This is a genomic window from Thiothrix lacustris DSM 21227 (assembly GCF_000621325.1).
GTDB lineage: Bacteria > Pseudomonadota > Gammaproteobacteria > Thiotrichales > Thiotrichaceae > Thiothrix > Thiothrix lacustris.
The window spans coordinates 52,649-73,202 of record NZ_JHYQ01000014.1; the positions used below are offsets into that span (position 1 = coordinate 52,649).

At 53.2% G+C, this 20,554-nt stretch carries 20 protein-coding genes; 11 read left to right on the top strand and 9 right to left on the bottom strand.

The window, feature by feature from the left end; translation table 11 throughout:
* Position 1 precedes the first annotated feature (1 nt).
* The 7 genes from Q394_RS0107645 (at position 2) to Q394_RS0107675 (ending at position 6,637) form a co-directional block, all read left to right on the top strand.
* Positions 2 to 940 carry a nucleoside recognition domain-containing protein gene (locus Q394_RS0107645; RefSeq protein WP_028488758.1) on the top strand — a complete coding sequence of 313 codons (939 nt, stop codon included), beginning with the start codon at positions 2 to 4 and terminating at the stop codon, positions 938 to 940.
* 42 nt (positions 941 to 982) lie between these two features.
* The gene (locus Q394_RS0107650; RefSeq protein ID WP_038140863.1) at positions 983 to 1,873 is read left to right on the top strand and encodes an ABC transporter ATP-binding protein; all 891 of its coding nucleotides are present in this window, start codon (positions 983 to 985) and stop codon (positions 1,871 to 1,873) included.
* Positions 1,870 to 2,886, top strand: coding sequence for an ABC transporter permease (locus tag Q394_RS0107655; protein WP_028488760.1), 1,017 nt, complete (start codon positions 1,870 to 1,872; stop codon positions 2,884 to 2,886). Before Q394_RS0107650 ends, Q394_RS0107655 begins: the two co-directional genes overlap by 4 nt.
* A 232-nt stretch (positions 2,887 to 3,118) precedes the next feature.
* A complete protein-coding gene (locus Q394_RS0107660) occupies positions 3,119 to 4,150 on the top strand; it encodes a bifunctional nicotinamide-nucleotide adenylyltransferase/Nudix hydroxylase (RefSeq protein ID WP_028488761.1) in 1,032 nt (343 codons plus the stop codon).
* A 61-nt stretch (positions 4,151 to 4,211) separates the two neighbouring features.
* A complete protein-coding gene (locus Q394_RS0107665) occupies positions 4,212 to 5,594 on the top strand; it encodes a nicotinate phosphoribosyltransferase (protein WP_028488762.1) in 1,383 nt (460 codons plus the stop codon).
* A gap of 8 nt (positions 5,595 to 5,602) precedes the next feature.
* Positions 5,603 to 5,860: a membrane protein insertion efficiency factor YidD gene (gene yidD, locus Q394_RS19515; RefSeq protein WP_038140866.1), complete on the top strand. Its 258-nt coding sequence runs from the start codon at positions 5,603 to 5,605 to the stop codon at positions 5,858 to 5,860.
* A gap of 72 nt (positions 5,861 to 5,932) precedes the next feature.
* Entirely contained in the window at positions 5,933 to 6,637 is a 705-nt protein-coding gene (locus Q394_RS0107675; protein WP_028488763.1) for a flagellar basal body-associated FliL family protein, read from the top strand.
* Between the two features lie 5 nt (positions 6,638 to 6,642).
* Here Q394_RS0107675 and Q394_RS0107680 read toward each other — a convergent pair whose 3' ends face one another.
* Both Q394_RS0107680 and Q394_RS0107685 read right to left on the bottom strand, forming a co-directional pair.
* Positions 6,643 to 7,299, bottom strand: coding sequence for a thiopurine S-methyltransferase (locus Q394_RS0107680; RefSeq protein ID WP_028488764.1), 657 nt, complete (start codon positions 7,297 to 7,299; stop codon positions 6,643 to 6,645).
* 19 nt (positions 7,300 to 7,318) lie between these two features.
* Positions 7,319 to 8,782 carry a RimK family protein gene (locus Q394_RS0107685; protein WP_028488765.1) on the bottom strand — a complete coding sequence of 488 codons (1,464 nt, stop codon included), beginning with the start codon at positions 8,780 to 8,782 and terminating at the stop codon, positions 7,319 to 7,321.
* A 62-nt stretch (positions 8,783 to 8,844) separates the two neighbouring features.
* On the opposite strand from Q394_RS0107685, the gene rimI reads away from it, so the two are divergent.
* Entirely contained in the window at positions 8,845 to 9,954 is a 1,110-nt protein-coding gene (gene rimI / locus Q394_RS0107690; protein ID WP_028488766.1) for a ribosomal protein S18-alanine N-acetyltransferase, read from the top strand.
* Here rimI and Q394_RS21880 read toward each other — a convergent pair.
* Complete coding sequence (locus tag Q394_RS21880; RefSeq protein ID WP_084260387.1) at positions 9,913 to 10,194, bottom strand: helix-turn-helix domain-containing protein; 282 nt, start codon at positions 10,192 to 10,194, stop codon at positions 9,913 to 9,915. The genes rimI and Q394_RS21880 overlap by 42 nt on opposite strands.
* A gap of 117 nt (positions 10,195 to 10,311) precedes the next feature.
* Positions 10,312 to 11,397 (bottom strand): ChaN family lipoprotein, encoded by a 1,086-nt coding sequence (locus Q394_RS19520; RefSeq protein ID WP_051543071.1) that lies wholly within the window; start codon positions 11,395 to 11,397, stop codon positions 10,312 to 10,314.
* 30 nt (positions 11,398 to 11,427) lie between these two features.
* Between Q394_RS19520 and Q394_RS19525 the strand changes: the two genes are divergently transcribed.
* Positions 11,428 to 13,413 carry a M1 family metallopeptidase gene (locus tag Q394_RS19525; protein ID WP_051543074.1) on the top strand — a complete coding sequence of 662 codons (1,986 nt, stop codon included), beginning with the start codon at positions 11,428 to 11,430 and terminating at the stop codon, positions 13,411 to 13,413.
* A gap of 295 nt (positions 13,414 to 13,708) precedes the next feature.
* Positions 13,709 to 14,773, top strand: a complete 1,065-nt coding sequence (locus Q394_RS0107705) for a hypothetical protein (RefSeq protein WP_028488767.1) — start codon at positions 13,709 to 13,711, stop codon at positions 14,771 to 14,773.
* A gap of 59 nt (positions 14,774 to 14,832) precedes the next feature.
* Here the strand turns inward: Q394_RS0107705 and Q394_RS0107710 are convergent, their stop codons facing one another.
* From Q394_RS0107710 to Q394_RS0107725, 4 genes are read right to left on the bottom strand one after another with little or no spacing between them, the layout of a single operon-like run.
* Positions 14,833 to 15,573, bottom strand: coding sequence for a dolichyl-phosphate beta-glucosyltransferase (locus Q394_RS0107710; protein WP_028488768.1), 741 nt, complete (start codon positions 15,571 to 15,573; stop codon positions 14,833 to 14,835).
* Positions 15,566 to 15,964 (bottom strand): DMT family transporter, encoded by a 399-nt coding sequence (locus Q394_RS0107715; protein WP_028488769.1) that lies wholly within the window; start codon positions 15,962 to 15,964, stop codon positions 15,566 to 15,568. Before Q394_RS0107715 ends, Q394_RS0107710 begins: the two co-directional genes overlap by 8 nt.
* The gene (locus Q394_RS0107720; RefSeq protein ID WP_028488770.1) at positions 15,961 to 16,326 is read right to left on the bottom strand and encodes a DMT family transporter; all 366 of its coding nucleotides are present in this window, start codon (positions 16,324 to 16,326) and stop codon (positions 15,961 to 15,963) included. Before Q394_RS0107720 ends, Q394_RS0107715 begins: the two co-directional genes overlap by 4 nt.
* Positions 16,326 to 17,834: an ArnT family glycosyltransferase gene (locus Q394_RS0107725; RefSeq protein WP_028488771.1), complete on the bottom strand. Its 1,509-nt coding sequence runs from the start codon at positions 17,832 to 17,834 to the stop codon at positions 16,326 to 16,328. The genes Q394_RS0107720 and Q394_RS0107725 overlap by 1 nt, the downstream gene beginning before the upstream one ends.
* A gap of 136 nt (positions 17,835 to 17,970) precedes the next feature.
* Here Q394_RS0107725 and opgC point away from each other — a divergent pair, with 136 nt between their 5' ends.
* On the top strand, positions 17,971 to 19,197 hold the full coding sequence (gene opgC, locus Q394_RS0107730; protein ID WP_028488772.1) for an OpgC domain-containing protein: 1,227 nt from the start codon (positions 17,971 to 17,973) through the stop codon (positions 19,195 to 19,197).
* Positions 19,198 to 19,204: 7 nt separating this feature from the next.
* Here opgC and Q394_RS0107735 read toward each other — a convergent pair whose 3' ends face one another.
* A complete protein-coding gene (locus tag Q394_RS0107735) occupies positions 19,205 to 20,443 on the bottom strand; it encodes a cation:proton antiporter (protein WP_028488773.1) in 1,239 nt (412 codons plus the stop codon).
* Positions 20,444 to 20,554 lie beyond the last annotated feature (111 nt).

Sequence of the window (20,554 nt, forward strand, 5' to 3'; positions counted from 1 at the left end):
TATGGAAACCATTATTCAAGTCATTCTGGCGGGTGGGCGCACTGGCGTTGACCTCGCGCTATACACCTTGTTACCCATTATGGTGGTCATGCTGGCACTGATGAAGTTGCTGGATGCTTGGGGCGTGTTGGCGTGGGTGGCACGCTTACTCAGCCCGGTGTTGAAACCGTTTGGCATACCCGGCTTGGGCATTTTTGCGGCGGTGAAAATGCTGCTGGTGAGTTTTGCCGCCCCCATTCCCACCTTTGCACTGATGGGACAGGGCGGAACCTCGCGTCGGCATATTGCCGCCACCTTGGCGATGATGATGGTGATGACACAAGCCAATGTGTCATTTCCGCTGGCGGCCTTCGGGCTGGACGTGGGGATGTCATTGTTCACCTCCGTGCTCGGCGGGCTGTTGGCGGCTAGCGTGACCTACCATTACTTAACCCCGAAAACGGGCTGGGATGATGAAGCCTTTCCGGCTGAAGCACCGGATGTTTCCCCGTACAAGGGCAAAAACGCCATACGCATTTTGTCCGACGGTGGCTTGGAGGGCATGAAAATCGTGGTGAATTCCATCCCCATGTTAGTGCTGGCCTTGTGTTTCGTGAATGCGCTCAAAGCCAGCGGCGCTATCGTGGGCTTAACCACACTGTTAGCGCCCGTGCTGGCCTTGATCGGTTTGCCGGAAGCCGCCGTTTTGCCCTTAATTACCAAGTTTATTGCGGGTGGCACAGCGTTCATGGCAGTCACCATCGACTTGATCCAGCAAGGCAGTCTGACCGCGTTGGAGTTGAATCGCATGGTCGGTTTTGCCACCAATCCGCTAGATATTGTGGGAATTGCCTTGTTTGCCAGTGTGCATCCGCGTGTTGCAGAAGTGATGCGCCCCGCCCTATTGGGGGCGTGCGCGGGCTTATTGGTGCGGGGCACAATTCACCTGATACTCTACTGATTTTGTGCCATCATAGCCGCCTCTAACTCAGGAAAAGGCACGATGACCCAAGCGATTCTGGAAGTCCGCAACCTGCACAAGCAATACCCCGGCGTGAATGCCGTCAATGGTATCGACTTCGCCGTTCCCCAAGGCATCTGTTTCGGCTTGCTCGGTCCCAATGGCGCGGGCAAAACCACCACCATCGAAATGATGGAAGGCATTATCAAGCCCACCTCCGGCGAAATTTTCTACAAAGGCGAGCCACAGGGCGCACGTTTCCGGCAGGAAGCGGGTATCCAGTTCCAATCGACTGCCTTGCAGGATTTCCTCACGGTGCGCGAAAACCTCAAGTTCTTCGGCAGCTTGTATCCCAACGGCCTACCACTGGAAGAGCTGGTGGAAATCTGCCGCCTGAAAGATTACCTCGACCGCGATGCCAGCAAACTTTCCGGCGGGCAACGCCAACGCATGTTGCTGGCACTCGCGTTGGTGAATGACCCCGATGTGGTCTTCCTCGACGAACCCACCACCGGCCTCGACCCGCAAGCCCGCCTGAATTTCTGGGAACTGGTCAACAGCATCAAGGCACGCAACAAAACCGTGCTGCTGACCACGCATTACATGGAAGAGGCTTACAACTTGTGTGATGAAATCGCCATCATGGATCACGGCAAAATCATTGCCCACGGTTCACCCGACGCGCTGCTAGCGAAACACTTTCAGGACGTAATCATCGAATTGCCGCAAAGCGATTTCCCGGAAGCGGCCAAAGATATTCCACACCGTTACCTCGACAAAGTGCGCGGCACGGTGGAAATCATCACCCCGGATGTCAACGGCACGCTGGCACAATTGATCCAGCACGGCGCATCGTTAGCGGGCTTACAAGTACGCCCCCGCACCCTCGAAGACTTGTTCCTCGAATTGACTGGCAAGGAGTTACGCGCATGATGAAACGCATCTGGGCGGCCTTTTACGCCCGCACTCTGGAATTTTTACGCGACCGCTCTTCATTGGGCTGGAATCTGATTTTACCGGTGGCGCTGGTCTTCGGGCTGGCCTTCGTGTTTTCCGGCGCAGGCCAGCCGCTGTTCAAGGTGGCGGTGGTGGCGGAACAGCCAGCCAATCACCCGTTCCTGCAAACCCAGCACGTCAATTTTTACGACATTACCCCGCAACAAGTGGACACCACCGTGCGCAAGGTCGGGCGGCATCAGGTCGACATGCTGCTGGATTTGCGTGCCGGGCAGCAACATTACTGGGTCAATAGCGACTCGCAGAAAGGCTACTTTCTGGAACGCTTGCTGGAAGGCAGCCCTGACGGGGCGCAACTGACCAAACAGAGCGTAAAAGGCGAAGAAATCCGCTACGTCGACTGGGTGGTTCCCGGCATTCTGGGGATGAATTTGATGTTCAGTTGCTTGTTCGGGGTCGGATTCGTGATCGTGCGTTATCGCAAAAGCGGCTATTTGAAACGCCTGAATGCGACGCCGTTAAGCGCCTCCGAATTCCTGTTGGCGCAGGTGTTTTCGCGGCTGTTACTGGTGGTGGCGGTGACTTCGCTGGTGTTTACCGGCACAAACCTGTTCATGCACTTCACGGTGGAAGGCAGTTATCTGAACCTATTGCTGGTATTGGTGTTGGGCGCTTTCACCCTGATTGCGCTGAGTCTGGTGGTAGCGGCACGGGTCAGCAGCGAGGAGTTGGCAGGCGGGTTGCTCAACCTGTTGACTTGGCCGATGATGGTGCTGTCCGGCGTGTGGTTTTCGATGGAAGGCACTAACCCGGTCATGCAATGGCTGAGCCAGTTATCACCGCTGACGCACATGCTGAGCGCCGCCCGCGCCATTATGTTGGATGGCGCGGGGCTGGCCGATATTAGCGGGCATTTGCTGGTATTGGCGGGCATGTCGGTAGTCTTCCTGCTGATCGGTGCCGCAACCTTTAAATGGACAGCCGATTAACACACGATCCAACATTCACGCATTCTTTTCGTGAATTTTCGTCCGCTGAACCAGCAAATTTGCTGTTGGCTCAGCACTGCATACATCGACCAGTGGGAAATGAAAAAACGATAGATAACCAGACACTTCATCACCAGATGAGAGGTAATTGACACACCTCACTAACAGGTGTCTACTGATAAGTATCTTGGATAGACCAAGATCAACCATTTTCAGTAAGGAGCTTACTGACATGTCCAAACCTGATTTCGATTTTCTGGTCTTTATCGGCCGCTTCCAGCCTTTTCATGCAGGCCACCAAGCCGTGGTTGAAACCGCGTTGCAGCGTGCCGAGCGCGTCATTGTACTAGTCGGTTCCAGTTGCCAGCCGCGCACCTTGCGTAACCCGTGGACATTTGCCGAACGCGAACAGTTTATCCGGGCGGTGTTTCCTGAGGCAGGTGAACGCCTGATCCTCGCACCCTTGCTGGATGACACGTACAACGAGCAAGGCTGGATTACCCTTGTGCAACAATCGGTGCATGGCATCACTTGCCGCTTTCCACCCAAAGTGGGCAGTGCCGCGCCGCGCATCGGCCTGATCGGGCACAGCAAAGACCACAGTTCCTACTACCTGTCGATGTTCCCACAATGGCAATCGGTCGCGGTGGACAACGTGCGCGGGCTGTCATCCACTCCGCTGCGTGAACAGTATTTCCAACACGGCACCGCGCAAGGCGAATTGCCTGATGCCGTGCAAGGGTGGCTGGAAACCTTCCGCGAATCCGCCACCTTCCAGCACATTGCAGGTGAATGGGAATTCGTCAACCAATACCGCAAGGGCTGGGAAGCGGCGCCTTACGCACCCACCTTCGTCACGGTCGATGCAGTGGTGGTGCAAGCCGGGCACATCTTGCTGATCGAACGCAAAGCCCGCCCCGGCAAAGGCCAATGGGCGCTACCCGGCGGTTTCCTCGACCCGCACGAAAAGCTGCGCGAGGCGGTCATCCGCGAATTGCGTGAAGAAACCCGCATCAAAGTCCCCGCGCCGGTGTTGGCAGGCTCGATTGTGAAGGAACAGGTCTTCGATGACCCCTACCGTTCCGCACGCGGGCGCACCATTACCCATGCATTCCTGATCGAACTCAAACCCGATGCACACGGCCTGCCGAAAGTGAAAGGCGGCGACGATGCGCAACAGGCTTTCTGGGTTCCGTTGGGCGACCTCGACCCTGAACGCTTGTTTGAAGACCATTTCCAGATCATCAAAACGATGATTGGGTAAACATTCTCACTTTCCGCGCTGGATAGACCGGCGCTTAACTCTCAACACAGGAGGATTTCCTATGTTCACCAACCTGATTCTCAACACTGACAGCTACAAAGCCAGCCACTTCCTGCAATACCCTGCCGGAGCGGACGTTGTGTCATCCTACATCGAAGCACGCGGCGGGCAGTTCAAACAATCGCTGTTCTTCGGCTTGCAGGCATTCCTGAAAGAAACCTTGAGCAAGCCCGTCACACTCGCCGATATTGACGAAGCGGAAGCGGTGTTTGCCGCGCACGGCGTACCGTTTTACCGCTTGGGCTGGGAACAGATTGTGCAACGGCACGGTGGTTTCCTGCCCATCGAAATCGAAGCTTTGCCCGAAGGCATGATAGTCCCCACCGGCACTGCGCTGGTACAGGTGCGCAATACCGACCCGCAAGCCTACTGGCTGACGTCGTATCTGGAAACCGCCTTGTTGCGGGCGATTTGGTATCCAACTACTGTTGCCACACTGTCATGGCAAGTTAAACAGACTATCCGCCAATCACTCGAAGCCACTTGCGAAAACCCGGACGCGGAACTCCCGTTCAAACTGCACGACTTCGGCGCTCGCGGAGTGTCTTCCCACGAATCCGCAGCCCTCGGCGGCATGGCGCATTTGGTCAATTTCATGGGCACGGATACGGTTGTGGCCTTGCTGGCAGCGCGGAAATATTACGGCGCAGACATGGCGGGCTTCTCGATTCCGGCGGCGGAACACTCCACCATTACCGCGTGGGGACGCGATGGCGAAGCAGACGCTTACGCCAATATGCTCAAGCAATTCGCCAAACCGGGGAAATTGTTAGCGGTGGTGTCCGACTCCTACGACATTCACCACGCGGTTTCCGAGATTTGGGGCAAGCAATTGCGGGCGCAAGTCGAAAGCAGCGGCGCAACCGTGGTGATCCGCCCTGATTCCGGCGTGCCAGAAGACATCGTGCCGGAAGTGCTGGAACGCCTGTATGCCGAATTCGGCGGACGGGTAAACAGCAAGGGTTACAAAGTGCTGAGTGATTGCGTGCGGGTGATCCAAGGCGACGGGGTGGATGTGGACTCCATCGGCGTGATTTTGCAACGTATCCAGCAAGCGGGCTTTTCCACCGAAAACGTCGCGTTTGGCATGGGCGGCGGGCTGTTGCAGAAGGTTAACCGCGACACCTTGAGCTTTGCCATGAAAGCTTCCGCGATCCAGATCAATGGTGCATGGCGTGACGTGTACAAACAGCCGGTCACCGATTCCGGCAAGCACTCCAAACGTGGGCGGCTGGCGGTAATTCGCGATGCTGGCAAGCTGACAACCATCCGCGAAGATGCCCTGTCGTGGGAAAGCAATTTGCTGCGCCCAGTGTTCCGCAACGGCGAGTTGCTGGTGGATGATCGTTTTGAGGTAGTACGGGAGCGTAGCAACACCGTATAATCGAGGGCATGAAATACCCACTCATCCTCATTATCCGCTTCTACCAATTGTTCCTCAGCCCGATGCTGGGGAGCAATTGCCGCTTCTACCCCACCTGTTCGCATTACGCGAAGGAAGCGATTGAAACCCACGGCGCACTCAAAGGCAGTTGGCTCGCCATTCGCCGCATCGGCCGCTGCAACCCGTGGAACGAAGGCGGGGTTGACCCCGTGCCGGAAGCCTGTGGCTGCGGCAAACACCCGCAAAAGCCGCCTGACCCCGAATAGCGCGTTCATCTGCCCATCATTTACATCCTGTCGGACTGCTTATACCCTCTAATAAAAAACAGGATAAAAGCCATGTCAGAGTCACCAAAAGCTCAAATACCAGAACTGTTCGATCTCGTCGTCACCGGGCATAGCTCCGACAAATCGGTCGAAGCCTTGGTGCGCGACGTCCTCACCTTGCTGGATGACAACAGCCCTTACCTCGAATTCAAGCTGTCGGATGCGCTACTGTTCAACAACGGCATGGTATCCATCCGCGAAAACATCAGTCAGGTCGAAGCCGAAGCCATCAGCCAGCAACTCAGCACATTGGCTATCAAATGCGCGATACGCCCCACCCTACAACTGGTTCCTCTGGAAGAAAATACCCAACTCACCGGCCCGCTGTACACCTGCCCTGCCTGCAAACACCAGCAAGTTCAAACCAAAGAGCACAATGAAAAATGTGAAGCATGCGGTGTGATCGGTGACAGTTTCCTGCGCACCCAGCGCATGAAAGAAGCCGTGGAAAGCGAACGCCAGAAATACGAAAACGAACTCAGCAAAAGCATCAAGGCAGCAGAAGAAAGCGCCAAGCGTTATGAAAGCGATTCAATGTATCAAGAAGCCCGTCGTCAACTAGGCGTTGAAGACAAATCAGGCGACTCCAAACTAAAAATAGTTGCTGTTGTGGCTGCCATCGGCATTGGCATCGCCACCCTGTATGCGTTCAATAAACCTGACAAGACAACAGCACCGCAACCTGAAACAGTCGCGGCTACTGCCCCTCCGCAATAATTCCCTTAATTCGGCGTCAGCAAATACACCTTTTCCTCCAGCCGGGTTACGCCCCGCTGGCGGAAACCGGGTTCATCAGCCAGCGCATCCAGCACCAACAGACGTTCCACCGTACACTGTTGCTCGTACAAGCCCCGCACTTCCGACTCATGCACCGCAAACGGCGGCCCCTTCATTTCGCTCTGATCATATTCCAGCGTAATCAATAAAGTCTGCACACCCGGTGGCAAGATAGCCATGAAGTGTTGTGCATAACGAACCCGCATCTCCGGCGGCAAGGCAATCAGCGAGGCACGGTCAAACACCCCGGCACATTCCCGCACATCCACGGAACTCAACTGGAAAAAATCACCCCGCAAAATCACCAGACCATCGCATTCCCAACGCTCAAACGCGCCTTGCTGGGTAACGGTTGGCTTCAAGCCATTCTCGGCAAAAAAGTCGCGGACAGCAATCGCACTGATCTCTATCCCGGTCACGTTAAAACCTTGCGCCTGTAACCACAGCATGTCGCGACTTTTGCCACACAAAGGCACAAAAATCCGGCCACCGGCAGGCACGACCATCCGCCCCCAGAATGCTTGTAAATGGCTATTGATTTCAGGCTGATGGAAACCAATCTGGTTTTGTTCCCAACGCTCAAGCCAAAATTCTGCTTGCATAGTATCCGCTCCTCTATCGCTATCCCTGCTCCAGCCGTCGCCGGAACTCACCCATGATCCGCTGGTAAAGCTGTTTACCCAGCACCTTGTCTTCCACGCCATACTCTAGGCTAGGGTTGTCATTGACCTCAATCACCACCACCCCGGTAGCGGTCTGTTTCAGGTCGACTCCGTACAAGCCATTGCCGATCAAACCCGCAGCCCGTAATGCCGTTGCTAACACCGTAGCCGGAACAGCATCCACAGGCAAGGTTTCCCACTTGCCTTCTTTCGCCTTGCCGCCGGTATTGTGGTTAATGATTTGCCAATGCCCGCGTGACATGAAGTAACGGCACGCGTACAACGCCTCGCCATTCAACACCCCGATGCGCCAATCGAACTCCGTATAAGTATACGCCTGCGCCAGAATCAGTGCCGAATGCTGGAACAATTCCGCCGCTGCACGCTCCATTTCCTCGCGATTACTCGCCTTGAACATGCCCCGCGAAAACGACCCGTCAGGAATTTTCAACACCACCGGGTAGCCCAGTTGCTGCTCTGCCTTATCCAATTCGCCTTTCGCCAGAATTAGGCTCGCAGGCGTCGCCACCCCATTCGCCGTCAGCAATTCGCTCAGGAAAATCTTATTCACACAGCGGCGGATCGAATCCGGGTCATCAATCACCACCATGCCCTCGTTGGCAGCCTTGCGGGCAAAACGGTAAGTATGGTGATTCAAGGCCGTGGTTTCGCGGATAAACAGCGCATCGTATTCCAGCAAATGCCCGAAATCCTTGGGCGTGATCAGTTCCGCTGCAATGCCCTGTTCGGCAGCCGCGCGGATGAAGGCTTGCAAGGCTTTCGCATCCGACGGTGGCAACTTTTCTTCCGGGTTATGCAAAATCGCCAGATCGTAACGCGCCTGTTTGGCACTCGCAGGCTTTTGCCAACGTTGGCGGACTTGCTTGTCGAGCACTTGCAGGAAAAAATGTTCCTGCGGGTAACTCAACTTATCCAACGTTCCCGCCCGCAATTTGCTGATGCGCCAGCGCCCATTGCGGCGAAATTCCACCCGCAATAACGGTACGCGGAACGCCTCATAGAGTTTGCGTGCCAAGGGGCGCAGGGTTTCGCTGTCGCATTTACCGAAATGCAGCACGATTTCAAAGCGCGAAATATCCACGCCATGTGCTTCTTGCCCCAGCGCTTTGTTGACCAATGCATCCAGATCGTCCAGCACCGGACCGTACAAGGTCTTGCGGGTCAAATCCTGCAAAGTGCTGACGGTGGGGAGCACCCGATGCCCCCGCGCTTCCGCCAGCAAGGACGCATAGTAACCGAGACTTTGGTAAGACAAGTCGCGGCACAAATTGATGACATGCAAATGCGGACGCTTCGCCCACACCTCCCCCGTCAGATAATCCTTGACCGTTGCCAGCGGGTGTTCGGGAAAATCTTTTTTCCAATGCTTGAGGTCATCGACCAGCAACAAATAGTCAGGCATGTAAGCGTTATCCCCATCGTTCGTGTAATAATTAATTTTGGTAAATTTAAGGCTACCCCCGCATGTTTGCAACCGATATTCGTCCCGCCACCAACGCCGACATTGCGGCGCTGGTCACACTGGAAAACGCCAGCTTTGATAGCGACCGCTTAAGCCGCCGCAGTTTCCGCTATTTCCTGCAACACGAGCAAAACTGTTTTCTGGTGGCGTATCAGGGGCAAACCCTCGCAGGTTATGTGCTGGCATTATTGCACCGGGGCACGCATCTGGCACGTATTTACTCCCTTGCCGTCGATGCCAGCCAGCGCGGGCGCGGTATCGCCCAACAATTGCTCGAACACGCTGAAAAAGCCTGTGCCGAAAACGGGCGCGTCAGTATGCGCTTGGAAGTACGCACCGATAACGACAGTGCCATTCGCCTCTACCAGCGTTTGGGTTACAAGCCCTTCGGCGAATACAAGGATTATTACGAAGACCATGCCGATGCGCTGCGCCTGCAAAAACGTATCTTGCACCCCAAAGCCCAAACCACCCATGTGGATGTGCCTTATTACCCACAACACACTGATTTTACCTGCGGCCCGGCAGCCTTGATGATGGGCATGGCAGCCCTCAGCGCCCAACAAACCATGAGCATGAGCGAAGAGTTGGGCATCTGGCGCGAATCCACCACCATTTACATGATGGCAGGGCATGGCGGGTGCAGCCCGGTGGGGTTGGCGTTGGCGGCGATCCGACGCGGTTACAGCGCTGCAACTTACCTGTCTTCAACCGAAACGCCGTTTATTGACTCGGTGCGCGATGAAGACAAAAAGCAGGTGATTGAACAGGTACATCAGGATTTCCTGCACCAACTGGCGGAACAGGCCGCCCCGGTGCATTACACCAACATTACCCAAGTGGAATTGGAAGCGGCACTAGAACAAGGCCATGTGCCACTGGTGCTGATCAGCACCTACCGCTTCGACCACAAAAAGACCCCGCATTGGGTCGTGGTCGCGGCGATCGACAAGCGTTTCATCTACATCCATGACCCTTACATCAATGAACCCGACTACCGCTTTGCGCTGGATAATCAGTACTTACCGATCAGTCGCAGTGATTTCGACAAGATGTCACAGTTCGGGCAATCACGCTTGCGCACGGCGGTGATCATCGGCAGAAGAGTGTAAGCGCCGTGTATCTTCAGAAGTTTCTTCTCCAAAATAGATGTTTAATAAAAACATTGGAGTAGTTTCCAATGCCTCCGCTAACCGCACCATCGTCGATAATTTCGCATCAGTAATATCTTCACTGAGCAATCGATACCATGTTTGGCGTGAAATATCGGCACGCCGGGCAACTTCTGACTTAGAAATCCCTAATCTCGCAACACGCTGACCAAGGTAATCGGCAAGATCTTTTGCTGACATGAGAGCTCCTCCGGCTTCTATTTTGTTGTAAATGACCCTTTGTGCTTATGTCGCATTAAACAGGATAAACGTTCACCACAGATGCTTAAAAATAGATTTCTCTAATGTAGATTTTATTTAATGTAATCTCACTGCATAGGATAATAAATCTTTTTCCCCACTACGCTGCACGACCAACGTCACCGTTTCACCTGCGGTGTATTGTGCCAACACTAGTTTCAGGTCAGTCATATTATGGATAGTCACGCCCTCCAAACTGACCACTCGATCAGCCTCACGCACACCTGCTTTCACTGCACCGCTATTGGGGTCTAATGCGGTAACTACCAGACTATCTTCCTGATTATTCAACAACAAACCCAACCGTCCCAGCGGCGGCAGCTCCAATAACGGGCTGGGTAGCGTGTGATCAACACTGTTCGGCGGCGCATCCGACGAGCTAGCACTAGCAACGGTGGCTAGCTTGATAGCTGGGATTTGCCGGATCACATCTGCGGGAATGCCAGCGCCGTCGCTGATATGCCCGACGCCCGCGAACACTACCACCTGATGCTGTGGGTGTTTTTGCAGATAATTCACCACATTGTACGCCATGGTTTCATCCCAAATGCGCTGTACGGTCAAGAAATGCTCAAATTGTGTTTTATCCTTGGAATGCACTGCAAAAATCTTTTGTAGCCGTGCCCGGTAAGCGGTATCTGGCGGGTTAATCGTCGCGGGTAATTGCGCTCGTTCGGTACTGCTCAAGGCTTCCAACCCACCTTTGGACACTTTGCGGGTCAGCTCGACCGGCGCATTCAGGGCAATTACCGGCAAATGGTTGGCCTTGGCGTATTCCATGATCGGGCGTAACTGGCGGTAATCGTAGCCCCAACGATCGAAATATTCCGTGCCACGCAACAGCTCGGTTTCGTTGATTTTTCCCGCCAGAAAGTCGTTGACCGCCGCTTGAAACGGCTGCTGGAACCATTCCACACCAATCGCAATGTTAGGATTTTTTTGGTGTAATGCCCGCAATACAGCCAGTTGGTTGAGGTGGTGGTCGTAACGGTCGTGGACTTCACCCACGAATACCACCCGGTTTTGCGCCAAGGTGTCTGCGAGCGGCTTAGCCAGTGGATGTGCGTCAACATACGCCAACGCATCTTCCGGTGTTGCTGCCATCGCCCCCCAAGGCAAGCACGTAACCAACAGCATGACCATGACACGACTCATACGATGGATTAATGATTTATGCCGATTCTGAAACATCTTGTTGTCCTACTGGTTTGGTTATTGCCTGCCCTGTCAGTGGCAGACGCTTTGCCAGTGCTGCACCACAACCTGCGGGTCACACCTGACATCAAAACAGGCCGTTTGCAGGTGGAAGACACGCTGCAAGTGCCGGATAGCCTGCGGGTAAATGGCGCGTTTGAATTCACGCTCAACCCGGCCTTCAAGCTGAACTCCGCGCAGGGAGCAAGCCGCTATAGTATTCCACTTCTACCAGAGCAGCGGGAGATCACCCTCAAATACAGTGGTAAGCTCGCCTCCACCCCTGACTGCGCGTGGCTGACGCAAGCTTGTGTACTGTTGAATGAAACAGGCATTTACCTCGACGGTGCCAGCCAATGGTATGCGCAAAGCGCCAATGCGCTGCACACCTTTGAACTGCACACCACCTTGCCCGAAGGTTGGGTCAGCCTCAGCCAAGGCAAACAGAGCGGCGATGGCTGGGCGGAAAACCAACCACAAGACAGCCTTTACTTACTGGCAGGCAAATTCCACGTTTACCAGCAACCCGGCAAGCACGCCACCGCGATGGTGTATTTGCAGGAAGCAGATGAAGCCCTTGCGCAACGCTACCTGCAAGCCAGCCAACAATATCTGGATGAGTATTCCGACTTGCTGGGCGCGTACCCTTACGCCAAGTTTGCCACGGTGGAGAGTTTCTGGGAAACAGGCTGGGGAATGCCCTCGTTCACGCTGCTCGGTTCGCGGGTGATGCGCTTGCCGTTTATCCTACACTCCTCGTTTCCGCATGAAATCTTGCACAATTGGTGGGGCAACGGGGTCTATGTCGACGCCAGCCAAGGCAACTGGTCGGAAGGGCTGACTGCGTACCTTGCCGATCAGCGCATCAAACAGCAAATGGGCGAAGGCACCGAATACCGCCGCAGCACCTTGCAAAAATACGCCACGTTTGTCGGCTCGCAAAACGATTTCCCGCTCACCAATTTCCGCAGCCGTCACGATGAAACCACCCAGGCGATTGGTTACGGCAAGTCGCTGATGCTGTTCCACATGCTGCGCCAGCAGGTTGGCGAAGCGGCTTTTTTCAAAGGCTTGAAGGCTTTCTATCAGGAATACCGTTTCCGCCCCGCCACCTTTGGCAACTTGCTGGACAGCTTGCACGCCGACCAAGCCTTCCGGCAAGTCTGGCTGGAAAGCACGGGTGCGCCACGTTTGAGCATCCAGTCACACACGCTTACGCCGCAAGGTACTGGCTACCGCCTGCAACTGACCTTGCAACAAACACAAAGCGGTAGAGCCTACCCGCTGGCGATTCCTGCCCACATCCGCTTTGCTGACAAACACCCCGCGCAAGTGGAAACCTTGTCGATGACACAAGCCACCCAAACCTTTGAGTTAAGCCTGCCTGCCGCCCCCGCACAACTGGCGCTTGACCCGGATTTCGACCTGTTCCGCCTGCCGGATGCGGCTGAAATGCCCGCCACCATTGGCGTGTTATACGGCAAAGAAACCAAGACCTACGTGCTGTCCCGCAAAACGGATGAAGCCATGCAAGTGGCGTGGGAAAGCTGGCTGGATGCGCTGAAAGCCCGCGACCCGACGCTGCGGGTGCAATACGACGATGCGCCATTGCCTGATACCGGCACGGTAATCTTGCTGGGTGGCGACAGTGCGGCGCTGCAAGGCTTGCTCGAACGCGCCAAGCAACCGTTCAACATGACCGATGCGGCGTTTACCCTCAATAGCGTGAATTACACCTGCGGGCTGCACACGCTAGCGCTGGGTTTACGCGCCGGGCAACAGAACATTGTGCTGCTGGATGCCTCCAGCCCCGACGGTCTGGATAAGATGCTGGCAAAACTGCCGCATTACGGCAAGTACAGCTATCTGGTATTCAATAGTGCAACCGGTGAAAACGTCGCAAAAGGGCAATGGGAAGTAACCGATTCGCCGCTGGTAGTGGATTTCCCCACTCATCGCCCCTAAGGCTACGCATGTCATGAGCAGTCGTTACCATTCATAATACTTATGACAAACTGTTTTCAACAAATCAGGAATGACCTGCTTTTGTACTCGATATGCATTTTTTTCTTGACTCTCTTGTAGATGGATTTAGCCGGGCGATTACCCGGCTTTTTTTTTGCATCAATACTAAGCAACAACTCAATCCAGTCATTAACATTATTGATAGATGGGTAAAATCACTGTAAAAGGTATACCGCCCCCCCCAATAAATGAGGATACAATAATGTTTAGATTTCCCTCTAAAAGAGCCCTATCAATGGCCGTTTCTATTGCGGTATTTTTAGGTGTTAGCGGCCATGCTTCAGCCAACTATAACGGCAGTACGGCTACCGGTCTTGACCAAATCGTCACCATCATCAATACCGACAAAGCACTCAACAAACGGGTAACACCTGCAAACATTGAGCAAGCCGCTATGTCTGCCGATACCATGAATCAGTTGATTATTCAGGCTATTACCACAACAGGTGTTGCCAATGACACCAATATTTCAACGGCCGACGCACGAGAATTAAACGACTATATTTTTCAGTATCACCATACAGAGTGGCTGACATCCCATGGTGATGATGAAAATGGTGTAGAAACCGGCTTTCATCTGGTACAAGGCGATGGTGCAAGAACCACCCTCTTTGGCAAAAATGCCATCAACACAGTAGCAGACGGCATTTACCATCTGGGGTTTGAATCCCACCGTAAAAACAAGCTGTTGAACGAAGACGGCACCACAAACGCTAGCTATGCCAATGTTGGTCAATGGCTCAATGTACTACTGGCTCAGGATCTAAGCGCCGGAACCTTAAAAAACCCGACCATCACCGAAGTAAACGGAAGCACAGGAACCGGGTTGGATAAGATCATCGACATTATTTATCAAGACCCCGGCTTACAGAAAAAGATCTCAACCGGTGATATACGTGAAGGTGCCGCAGCAGCAGATGCGATGAACCACATTATCGTACAAGCCATTAAAGCCACAGGCATTGCTGCGGATGGCCTCATTGCCCCAACCGAAATACAAACCCTAAGTAACTATATCCAAGCCAACCATTATGACAGTTGGCTGGTTTACCATGGCGATGATGAAGCTGGCGAAGAAACTGGCTTCCATTTGGTGCAAAGCGATGGCGCAAAAACTCAACTCTTTGGCAAAAATGCCATTAACAAGATTGCGGATAGTCTCTATCACTTGGGTTTTGGTCTGAATAACACCCAAAAACGCCTAATCAACGAAGATACCAATCGTAATGCTACCGTCAAAAACGTGGCAAGCTGGCTCAACCAACTTCTGGCCAACGACCTGAAAAACGGTTCGTTGTAACGCTTGTGCTGAAGCCCCCCCAGAAAAAAATTTCTGTGGGGGTTGAAGCTAATTGGTTGTCAAATAGCCCGATGCAACCAGCGAATCTTCAGCAAATCCATAAACATCCGAATGGAATCCTTGATCGGATCAACAGTAGAACCTTCCATGTGCTCCCACTTGACCGCCACCTCCTTAATCCTGAAGCCTTGCTTGCGGGCAATGTACAAATGTTCCACGTCAAAACCAAAACCGTAAATACGCTGCAACAAGGCAATGCGCTGCGCTGCTTCGCGCCGATATGCCTTGAATCCACACTGTGTATCCTTAATACCCGGCACTGACAGGGCACGAACCGCTAGGTTGAACAGCAAACTCATCGCATCCCGATACCACGGTTTCTTTTCCACCTCGGAATCTGCCAGTTTGCGTGAACCGATGACCACGTCATAACCTTGATCAAAATACGGCAACAGCTTCTCCAGCTCCTCAATCGGGGTAGAAAGATCAGCATCACTAAACAGCACGATCTCGCCAGAGGCTTTGATCATCCCGCGTGCAATGGAAAAACCTTTACCAACATTCTTAATATTTTCCAGTAACTCACCTTCATCCTGCTCCTTGGTTTCCTTACCGTAGATGTCGATAAACTTCACCACCTCGGTGGTCAGGTCACGACTACCATCATCCACCACGATGATTTCGCTGCGGTAGGATTGCTGTGAAAGGTAATCTTTCACCTTATAGAGCGAATCGGCAATCCGACTCTGCTCGTTGTAAGCCGGGATAATGATAGACAGGTAAGGTCGTTCGTTATTCATGATTATTTGCCTTAGTCGGAGTTGCTACCAGTGCCACACCCAGCATGATCAGCACAATGCCCACTGTCTTACCCAACGTGAACGATTCGCCAATCTGCGGCCATAACACTGCGCCTAAATAAACCAAAATATACCCTACGCTCAGCAAAGGGTACGCTACGCTCAGTTCAAAATGCCCGAGCACATAAATCCACACCAGCATTGCAATGCCATAACACACAATGCCCGCCACCACCCACAACACTCCGCCCCATTGTTCAGTGCTCACCGTGCCGAATGGCAGCGCAGGAAAAAACGCCGCCAGCTCCCCCACCGACTGCATTCCGGCCTTCATGAACAACTGCCCCAACGCCCCACAAATAATCGACGTTGCCATCAGTAACCACTTCATACGACGCCCCCAACCAACAGCGAAATCCCCGCCATAATAAAGGCCGTACCCAACCAGCGGCGCGGCGGAATGATTTCATGGAATAACTGGCGGGCGGCGAGCATGACCACGACATACCCCATGCTCAGCATCGGGTAGGCTATGCTCAATTCCAGCCTCCCCAGCACCACCAACCACAATAGCAAGCCAGTACCGAGGAAAAAAATGCTCAGCAAAATGTTCCGTTTCAGCAACAAACGCAACGGCGAGCCGACATGCGTTGCCAGATCCTGTGCAGCCAATTTTTGGAAAATTTGTGCGGCACTGCTACACCCGATCGACACGAGCAGCACTACATAAATCCATGCGGGGATACTCGCCATTACTGAAACATCACATCGTTAGTCACTGCAATTCGCGCAGGCTCAGTACTTTTGTACAACTCCAGCACGCCCTTATCCTGATGGCTCATCACTTGCGAAGTCTGCCAAGGGATTTCCAACACCTTTTCATAACCACGGCTGTGCATAACACCCCGCAAATCCTGATTGGCTTTGGGCTGGATCAGGTTATTCATGAACACATAGGTAAACTTACGATCCCACAAGGCTTCCACCACATCCTTCTTTTCGGACTTACCGTCCCTGTTATTGTCCATCCACTGCAATTCCTTGATGTGGTTTTGCGGCAAATGGCTGAAAGCGGCATAGCGCATTAGGTAAGGGTCTTCGCTGGCGATCGTGGTATTGCCATCCAGCGGCTGTGCAGCCAGCGCCGCTATCACCGGGCGCACATCCGGGTAACCGTGGTGCATATCGCGCAAGAAACTGTCGTTCAGCCCGACCATCGCCAGCACCACTACCGACGCGCCTGCTTGCGCCACTAGCTTAAAATCGAAACGTTGCATCACATTCCACAGCAGCCACGCCATTACTGGCGCGAGAAAAAACAGCGCATACACCAGATGCTTGTACAAGGAAATCATGTTCTGCCCGTGCAAATGGTAAGCCACCAATGGCAAAGCAAACACCAGCAGCGCCAGCATGATCAAGGTTGTGCGGTCACGCAGCGCCCGTCCCCGCTGGTGATAACGCTGCCAGCCCAGTGCTGCCAGCCACATCGCCAACGGCAAAGCCAGATACAAACCTTCCATACGCAAAATATCGTCATAAGGCGCATTCGCCCCGTGCACACCCAGAATCTGAATCCGATACAAACCCTGCAAATCCACCCAATGCCAAGCAACATACGCACCCAGAATCAGCGTCACCCCTGCACCGAACAACAGCCCCACCAGCGGCGACAACCACAAAGCCACCAACACCAACAACGGCACATACGCCACCACAATGTATTTACTGGTAACAGCCAGCGAAACCAAACCCACCGCGACCAGCAAAGGCAGATAACGCTGCCTGCCTGACGACTGACACGCCCGTAACAACGGCATCAGCGACAAGCTGAAAAACGCCAAAGCAATAATGTCGTAAGTGGCAAATTTACTGATGAAAATGTGAGCCGCCTGCATCGAGAACAGCGCCACACTCAAGCCCGCCAACAATGCCGACCCGTACAACTGACGCACAAAGCAATACAGCCCAGCCAATGACAACAGCCCAAACAGCCCCGCTACAGCCCGCGCTCCCATTAACCCACCGAGAGCCTCTCCCATCCCCAGCATGTACCAGTTCAGGTTGGAACCAAAAATATAGAAATAGCTGCGCCACTCATTACCCGACCATAACTGCTTAGCAACAAACAAATAATCGTATTCGTCGATGTGTCCACCATTGAAATTCAGGTACAAGCGCATCACAACGGAAAACAATAGACCGAAGGCCAGCACCGCGAGGAAGAGATAAGGTCGTGCAGCAGGCTTATGGATTGCCACAGATTTGCCCCCTGAAATTATTGTTATGTGTGTAGGGATTTAAGCAGCACCGTATGGCGGCACATGCTTGCTTACCACCATCCTAATCAATAAGATCGATTAACGCGATATAAAAACTGATAAATGGCGGTACACCATGACGACAGAAACCTTACGAGCCTCACGCTCTTTTTTCGAGCTGATCCCCTCCAGTTGGGCTTACCCCGACACGGGTGCAACCCGCGACCTACGCCTTGACCTAATGCGTGGCTTTGTTATCCCGCTGCTGTTTGCCAGCCACTTTGAATACTTTTCAGCCCTGATGTTTATCGGTTGGGAACGCATCGGCGTGGTATCAACGGCGGAGATTTTTGTCATCCTCTCCGGCATTGTGGTGGGGATGGTGTACGGCAAAAAGATGAAACGGGACGGTTTAAGCGCCGTCATGCCGGGTCTGATCCAGCGTTCGGTGAGTTTGTACCGCATCAGTGTGGTGATGATTTTGATCGTGGCCGCCATCCGCTACCTGCCGTGGATCGACAGCACCATCATTACCACCTTCCACGACCCGTATGGTGGCAAAACCTTCCAGCTTTACCCGCCGATGGATGCCAGTATTTTTCAGGTAATCAGCAAAGCGCTGTTGTTGCAGATTGGACCCCACCAGTTCCAGATCATTGGCATGTATGTCTCCATGTTCATCCTGTTTACCCCGCTGGTGTTTTTCATGATCAGCAAGCAAAAAACTGGCTTGTTACTGGGGTTAAGCTGGGTGTTGTACTTGATTAATCTGGGCGCAAACCCGTCTTTCCGCCCCACCAATGCGCAGTTTGAATACGCGTTTCCCATCATGACTTGGCAGTTGATTTATGTGCATGGCATGGTGGCAGGTTATTACAAGCAAGAACTGATGGCGTTTTTCGCCACGGATTGGGGCAAGCGTCTGGTGTATGCCTGCATCGCCTTGGCAGTAGGGTTCATGTTGCTCACTTGGAACCATCCGCTGGACCAATTCCCTGACTGGGCAAAACTGCACTTTGTGCCGCCGGATACCTTTCTGTACCTTTACAACGAATATTTTCCCAAAAGCACACTGGGGATCGGCCGCTTGATTAATGCCGTGGTGTTATTCGTGGCGATTTACGCGCTAATGACACGCTGCTGGCAGCCGATCAACAAGGCACTGGGCTGGCTGTTCATTCCCTTGGGGCAAGCCTCGTTGTATGTGTTCTTCATCCACGTTTTTCTATTACTGGCGATTGCCAATACCCCGTTGCCGGGGTATGACAATTTCTGGCTCAACACCAGCATTCATGCCGGGTTGATCGCCCTGGTGTGGGTGCTGGTGAAAAAGGAATTCCTGTTTAAGTGGATTCCGCACTAATTCACGCTTAGCCCTCTTCCAGCATCCCCAGTTTCCCGGCCACCCACTTCGTGGTAGTGGCCTGGATCAGGATGGTCATCAGAATAGCGATGAAGGTGACTGAAGCTACCACATCCGCCCCCGGTGCTTTCATCCCTACCAACATGCCCGCCAACGCGCCCGGAATAACCCCGGTTTCACGGGTCCAGCACATGAATAGCAACTCATTACGTGTCCACTTGGCTTTAGGGTCGAGTGCCGCACAGGCAAACACCGTCAGCGGGCGACCAATGAACATAAAGATCAGCACGATGATCACCCCACCCACCAAGTATTCATTCATCAAGGTGAAATTCACCTGTGAACCCAGCAAGATGAAAATGAACATGCGCATGATCAATGCCGTGGTCAGGATATAATCTTCCATCCGCTCCGCTTCACGCTCACGCATCGCAAAGCCGAACATATCCTTGTTGCCCAGAATAACCCCGAAGGTAAACACCGCCATAAAGCCGGAAGCATGAGCACCATCCGCCCCCATGTAAGCACCGATCACGGCCATTAACGTCACCAACGGCGCGTATTCCAGCAAGAAACTGAAACGTTCATGGGCAATCAGTACCGCTGCTAAATAGCCGAGCACCCCCCCCACAAAAATCCCCAAACAAGACTGCCACAGCAATTCGCCGATCGAGCCGAACAAGGAAAACTCTGCATGACCCATTGCAATTCCCAACACGGTGAAAGTCGCAATCGCCCCCATTGCATCATTGAAAGCTGACTCACTCATGACCGCTTGCGCCACTCGCTCACGGATTTTGACCTGCTGGAACACTGGCACTAAGGTCGCAGGGTCAGTCGACGCAATGGTCGCCCCCAACAATAAAGCGATGATGAACGGTATGCCCAAAATCCAGTACGCCACCACACCCGTGACCAACATGGAAATCAGCACCCCTAAGGTCGCCAGAATAACCACGGTCAACCACACTTCCTTCAATATTTTGAGCTTGAGTGAAGCCCCGCCATCGAACAGGATGTAGCACGAACCAAAAATCAAAATCAGTTGGTTAGCAGCTGAATCTGCCTTGATGTCGATCAGACCCAACATTTCAGGGCCCAGAAGCATTCCGACCAATAAAAAGATGGCGACATCCGGCGTTTTCAACTTTTTGGCGAGAATGCCAACAAAAGAGCCGACCGCCAAAATCAAGCCAAATGTCAACAATGCTTGTTTAGCTATTTCAATAGATGCTGAGGATTCCATAACTTATAACTGCGTGGTGAAAAAAGAAAGGCGTATTGTAGGACAATCAAAAATCAGGCATCAGCCAAATTAAAGCTGATATTCAGCTAATGTGCGTACTCATTAACACCA

Excerpts from the sequence above, each read along its gene's own strand:
- rimI (WP_028488766.1), top strand. The coding sequence starts at position 8,845 with ATGTTTGCAACCGATATTCGTCCCGCCACCAACGCCGACATTGCGGCG.
- Q394_RS0107685 (WP_028488765.1), bottom strand. The coding sequence starts at position 8,782 with ATGCCTGACTATTTGTTGCTGGTCGATGACCTCAAGCATTGGAAAAAA.
- Q394_RS21880 (WP_084260387.1), bottom strand. The coding sequence starts at position 10,194 with ATGTCAGCAAAAGATCTTGCCGATTACCTTGGTCAGCGTGTTGCGAGA.
- Q394_RS0107715 (WP_028488769.1), bottom strand. The coding sequence starts at position 15,964 with ATGAAGTGGTTACTGATGGCAACGTCGATTATTTGTGGGGCGTTGGGG.
- yidD (WP_038140866.1), top strand. The coding sequence starts at position 5,603 with ATGAAATACCCACTCATCCTCATTATCCGCTTCTACCAATTGTTCCTC.
- Q394_RS0107720 (WP_028488770.1), bottom strand. The coding sequence starts at position 16,326 with ATGGCGAGTATCCCCGCATGGATTTATGTAGTGCTGCTCGTGTCGATC.
- Q394_RS0107655 (WP_028488760.1), top strand. The coding sequence starts at position 1,870 with ATGATGAAACGCATCTGGGCGGCCTTTTACGCCCGCACTCTGGAATTT.
- Q394_RS0107645 (WP_028488758.1), top strand. The coding sequence starts at position 2 with ATGGAAACCATTATTCAAGTCATTCTGGCGGGTGGGCGCACTGGCGTT.
- Q394_RS0107705 (WP_028488767.1), top strand. The coding sequence starts at position 13,709 with ATGGCCGTTTCTATTGCGGTATTTTTAGGTGTTAGCGGCCATGCTTCA.
- Q394_RS0107650 (WP_038140863.1), top strand. The coding sequence starts at position 983 with ATGACCCAAGCGATTCTGGAAGTCCGCAACCTGCACAAGCAATACCCC.
- Q394_RS0107675 (WP_028488763.1), top strand. The coding sequence starts at position 5,933 with ATGTCAGAGTCACCAAAAGCTCAAATACCAGAACTGTTCGATCTCGTC.
- Q394_RS19525 (WP_051543074.1), top strand. The coding sequence starts at position 11,428 with ATGCCGATTCTGAAACATCTTGTTGTCCTACTGGTTTGGTTATTGCCT.
- opgC (WP_028488772.1), top strand. The coding sequence starts at position 17,971 with ATGACGACAGAAACCTTACGAGCCTCACGCTCTTTTTTCGAGCTGATC.
- Q394_RS0107710 (WP_028488768.1), bottom strand. The coding sequence starts at position 15,573 with ATGAATAACGAACGACCTTACCTGTCTATCATTATCCCGGCTTACAAC.
- Q394_RS0107665 (WP_028488762.1), top strand. The coding sequence starts at position 4,212 with ATGTTCACCAACCTGATTCTCAACACTGACAGCTACAAAGCCAGCCAC.
- Q394_RS19520 (WP_051543071.1), bottom strand. The coding sequence starts at position 11,397 with ATGGTCATGCTGTTGGTTACGTGCTTGCCTTGGGGGGCGATGGCAGCA.
- Q394_RS0107735 (WP_028488773.1), bottom strand. The coding sequence starts at position 20,443 with ATGGAATCCTCAGCATCTATTGAAATAGCTAAACAAGCATTGTTGACA.
- Q394_RS0107680 (WP_028488764.1), bottom strand. The coding sequence starts at position 7,299 with ATGCAAGCAGAATTTTGGCTTGAGCGTTGGGAACAAAACCAGATTGGT.
- Q394_RS0107660 (WP_028488761.1), top strand. The coding sequence starts at position 3,119 with ATGTCCAAACCTGATTTCGATTTTCTGGTCTTTATCGGCCGCTTCCAG.